At 49.5% G+C, this 4,845-nt stretch carries 6 protein-coding genes; all 6 read left to right on the forward strand.

The features are described 5' to 3' along the window. Positions 1–204 precede the first annotated feature (204 nt). On the forward strand, positions 205–651 hold the full coding sequence (locus AACZ19_RS18440) for a helix-turn-helix domain-containing protein (RefSeq protein WP_293962686.1): 447 nt from the start codon (positions 205–207) through the stop codon (positions 649–651). Further along, positions 651–998 carry a YnfA family protein gene (locus tag AACZ19_RS18445; protein ID WP_293962687.1) on the forward strand — a complete coding sequence of 116 codons (348 nt, stop codon included), beginning with the start codon at positions 651–653 and terminating at the stop codon, positions 996–998. The genes AACZ19_RS18440 and AACZ19_RS18445 overlap by 1 nt, the downstream gene beginning before the upstream one ends. Before the next feature lie 242 nt (positions 999–1,240). Beyond that, a complete protein-coding gene (locus AACZ19_RS18450; RefSeq protein ID WP_293962688.1) occupies positions 1,241–1,591 on the forward strand; it encodes a hypothetical protein in 351 nt (116 codons plus the stop codon). Positions 1,592–1,745: 154 nt separating this feature from the next. Beyond that, positions 1,746–2,303: a cupredoxin domain-containing protein gene (locus AACZ19_RS18455; protein ID WP_293962689.1), complete on the forward strand. Its 558-nt coding sequence runs from the start codon at positions 1,746–1,748 to the stop codon at positions 2,301–2,303. A gap of 64 nt (positions 2,304–2,367) precedes the next feature. Then, positions 2,368–4,125 carry a copper resistance system multicopper oxidase gene (locus tag AACZ19_RS18460; RefSeq protein ID WP_339635973.1) on the forward strand — a complete coding sequence of 586 codons (1,758 nt, stop codon included), beginning with the start codon at positions 2,368–2,370 and terminating at the stop codon, positions 4,123–4,125. After that, the coding region (locus AACZ19_RS18465) for a copper resistance protein B (protein WP_339635974.1) at positions 4,122–4,845 on the forward strand (724 nt) is incomplete at its 3' end. The genes AACZ19_RS18460 and AACZ19_RS18465, both read left to right, overlap by 4 nt.

Consider the following 4,845-nt stretch of genomic DNA (forward strand, 5'->3'; position numbering starts at 1 on the left):
CCGCAATCATCTCGACGACGAACATACTCGCATTAATGCCAATGACGACCCACAAAGCTCGACGGAACCCTTTTGTCGCTCCGTCAAACTTGGGTTCATGTTGGCAACAACCAGCAGACATAGTCTTCTCCAATATTGTTGGTTACATCTCAATGCTACATATATACAGTCTACAGTAACTATAGGTTCAAGGAGAAAATTAACATGTCCAATGAGCTCACCATCGGTCGCGTAGCCAAAGGTACTGGTTGCAACGTGCAAACGATCCGGTATTACGAGCAAATCGGCCTCTTGCCATTGCCACGGCGCTCAGAAGGAAATCAACGACTTTACGACGACTCGGCTGTACAGAAGCTCAGTTTCATCCGCCATGCACGGGAACTTGGCTTCCCTCTGCAAGCCATCCGAGACCTGATAAGTCTGGCGGACAGGCCGGATAAGTCGTGCGAGGCAGCAGATGCGATTGCTAGAGAACAGTTGGAGGACATTGGCAAGCGACTCCAACGTCTTCAGGCGCTTCGGAGCGAGCTTGAGCGTATGGTTGAGCAATGCAAGGGAGGGCGGATCGCTGATTGTCGGGTAATTGAGACACTTGGCGATCATAGTCTCTGCGAGACGGACGATCATGTTTTACCGAAGGTCCGTCCTTGATGATGACCATCAGCGCGACGACCACCACCTATGGGCTGTATTTCGCGGCGGCGCTAGCCGAGATCGCAGGATGTTTCGCGTTCTGGGTCTGGCTGAAGCTGGACAAATCAGCTTGGTGGAGCGTACCAGGCGTTGCCAGCCTGATAGTTTTCGCTTGGCTTCTGACTCGGATCGACAGCGATTTCGCTGGGCGCACCTACGCGGCCTACGGTGGCATCTACATAACTAGCTCGCTTTTTTGGCTCTGGGCGGTGGAAGGTCAGAGACCTGACCGCTGGGACAGCATAGGCGCTCTTATCTGCATTGTTGGCGTCGGATTGATCATTTTCGGGCCACGCGGGAACTGATCGAATATTTGAGGTCAAGTCGGAGAGCCTGTGGTGTATACAACAGGCCTTCGACTAAAGACCATGGGGACCGACTTAGGTCGGTTTATTAACTCCCCGACTACCAAAGTTCTGGAATACCCGACAAGCGTTGCTTCTTTCGGTCTACAAACATTGGTTTAAAGTTTCCAGATTGTTTGTTGAAATGACTACTATCAGAGTATACATAGGGTTCAGGCGTTTTTATTTTCTGAGAGAAACAGTTGGCAGAAATTCGGAAAAAACTGAACTGGCGCAGAATAAGCGTGAGCATTTTTATGGCTCTTGCTATTGCGATTAATGTTTTTGCGATCATACCCTCTGCTGAAAGTCACGAAGCTAAAGAGAGCGTATCTCATATTATGGTTTCGGCGGCGGATGATTTGTCTAAAAGTCACGAAACCGACCGGCATAATCATATCGAAAAATGTGGCATGATCTCTTGTGCATTTAGCTTGCCCGCAAATTTTCAAGTAATATCGACAGCGTTTGGTACGAAAACGCCGTTTGATGTCATTGCTGTGCAAGTAGCATCTATTGCTTTTGCACCACCAAAGCACCCCCCAAAGATTTAGTTCCTCTTTTAGGCCATTTCTCAAGACAGCCATGATTGCTGTCAATGCGGTTATGCGCCTTTCCCAAACTTCGACTATTGAAATTTGAATCTGTCTCCCTGCCTGACCGAGGTGAGGTCTGCGCTAGATGGAGGCTGGAATAGGAATTGATAACATGAAAATTAAGCGTACTTTTTTGTCCGGTGTTGCCGGTGTTACCCTTGCGGCGGTATTAGCCGTCACTTCTGCAGTTGCTTTCGCTGCGGGCAGCCATGATGGCGGCCACGGCGGAAAATCGGGCATTGGTGTCCCTGGTAACGCTGCAGACGTCACCAGAACCATTGAGATTAAGATGGGGGATAATTTTTACGAACCGGAAGAGATTTCCATCAAGAAAGGTGAAACGGTTCAATTCAAGATCATCAATGCCGGGGAATTCGTCCATGAATTCAATATCGGAACAGCCGCCATGCATGCCGCACATCAGGAAGAAATGATGATGATGATGGAGCACGGGGTACTGGAGGCCGACAAGATCAATCGGGATATGATGAAAATGGATATGGGAAATGGCAAGACCATGGAACATAGCGATCCGAATAGTGTGTTGCTGGAACCGAACGAAACGGCGGAAGTTATCTGGAAATTTGCAGATGATGCCGAGCTGGAATTTGCCTGCAACGTTCCCGGCCATTATGCCTCCGGCATGATGGGTGAAGTTCACTTTGAGTAAATGTTTTGCGCAGCCCAAAGAGGCTGCGCATTCCAGCTTTTCAAAAAATGAAAGGAACAGCAGGATGAGAATTTCATTCATGCAAAAGGCTTGCCTTGGTCTTGCAATGGCCGCAGGAGTTGCACTCCTACCAAGCTTGAGTGTCGCGAAAACCTATAACCTGACCGTCGACAAAGTTATGATTGATACAGGAGACTTCCAAAAGGAAGGGATCGGTTATAACGGAAAATCACCCGGACCGGTTCTCCGGTTTCAGGAAGGAGAAGACGTCACGATCAATGTGACGAATAATCTCGATGAATCCACATCTATCCATTGGCACGGTCTTATCCTCCCCTTCCAGATGGACGGGGTGCCTAAAATCAGCTTCCCTGGAATCGAACCGGGAGAGACCTTCACCTATAAGTTTCCAATCGTGCAATCCGGAACATACTGGTTTCATAGCCATTCCGGTTTTCAGGAGCCTGATGGCGCTTACGGATCAATTGTTATCGAGCCAGAGAAGCGAGATCCGTTTCGTTTCGACAAGGATTATGTTGTTCAGTTTACGGACACCCATCCCCATTCCGGCAAGCGAATATTGCGGAACTTGAAAATGTCGGCGGATTATTACAATCGCCAGCAACAAACTCTCGGGGATTTCTTTTCAGATGTCAGCAAGAACGGTTTTAAAGCAACCGTCGATGACAGGATGGCGTGGGGCGACATGCGGATGATGCCGACAGACATTGAGGATGTGCAGGGCTTCACACCGCTTATCAATGGCAAAGGGCCTGAACAGAACTGGACCGGATTGTTCGAGCCGAAAGAACGCATTCGCCTGCGGTTCATCAATTCCTCCGCTATGACTTATTTTGATGTCCGCATCCCGGGGTTGCAGATGACGGTGGTTGCTGCGGATGGAAACAATGTGCAGCCTGTTACGGTCGATGAGCTTCGTTTGGGTGTTGCCGAAACCTATGATGTTATCGTCCGGCCCATGGACGATAAGGCCTATACAATTTTCGGGGCAAGCATGGGAAGAACAGCCTATGCACGGGCCACTCTCGCGCCGCGCCAAGGCATGGTTGCGGAAATTCCGGAAATGACAAAGGCACCGCTTCTTACCATGGCAGATATGGGGATGGACCACGGCAATATGGAAGGAATGGATCATTCAAACATGAGTGGAATGGATCATTCGTCAATGAAAGATATGGACCATTCCAAAATGAAGAGTATGGACCACTCCAACATGAAAGGAATGGATCATTCGAGCATGAAAGGCATGGACCACTCAAATATGATGGGTAAGGAACAGGAGAAGGATAGCTTCTATGCAACCGGCAGCGGGCTTGTCCCGACGGCGGCAAATGGCGGCAAGTTCCTTTCTTATGCGGATTTGAAAGCACAGAAACCTCTTTATGAAGATCGGGACGCCACGCGGGAGATCGAGCTGCGTCTGACCGGAAACATGGAGCGCTATATCTGGTCCATCAATGGCGTGAAGTATGAAGACGCTGATCCGGTTATTCTTCAGTATGGCGAGCGGGTCCGGTTCAAGTTTGTCAATGAAACCATGATGACCCACCCAATGCACCTGCATGGTATGTGGAGCATTCTGGATGTCGGTGCTGGGAAGTGGGACCCGATCAAACACACCATTAGCGTTGCTCCCGGAACAACCGTTTATTCCGAAACAGAGGTTGATGCGCCGGGTCAATGGGCGTTCCATTGTCATTTGTCTTTCCATATGGATGCCGGAATGTTCCGGAAGATTGTCGTTGAAGGCGGTCCGAAATCCGCGAGTATCGACTTAATTGGAAATGGAGGGCTGCAATGACAGGATTAAAGAAATCACTTCTGACGGCAGTAATCTCCTTGTCCATCTTGGCACCTGTTACCGGTTATGCCGCGGAAACGTCGAACATCTATTATGGCGTTCAAATGGAGGAGTTTGAGTATCGGTATGGAGAAGGCGGCGAAGAGCTTTTTGCTTTTGACGGTGATGCGTTTATCGGGACGGATGAATTGAAACTCCGGTGGGAAGGAAGCGGTGAACTGGATTTGAATGTTAATCGCTTCGAATCCCTCTCCAATCAGCTCGCCTTGCAAACACCCATATCGGATTTTTGGGACATTAAGGGAGGTGTTCGGTATTCGAGCCCGCAAGGACCCGATCGTTGGTACGCTGCCGTTGGCTTGAGTGGCCTTGCTCCGCAATGGATCGAAATCGATACGCATCTGTTCCTGAGTGAAAAGGGGAAACTCTCGGCTGACCTCGATATCGAGTACGAGATTCTTCTCACCAATTATCTGACCCTGACGCCTTCCGCGAATATCGATGCGGCCTTTTCAAGTGATCGGGAAATTGGTGTCGGCTCCGGTATTAACAGCGTAGAAGCAGGCCTAAGGCTCAGCTATGACGTCTGGGATAGAATTCTCTCGCCTTACGTTGGCGTCGTCTACGAGCGTAAGTTCGGTCAGACAGCAAATTTCGTCGAAGCAGAGGGTGAAAGTGCCGATATCTGGTATGCCGTTATTGGCGCCAAGCTGATGTTCT

It is taken from the genome of uncultured Sneathiella sp. (assembly GCF_963973085.1).
Lineage (GTDB): Bacteria > Pseudomonadota > Alphaproteobacteria > Sneathiellales > Sneathiellaceae > Sneathiella.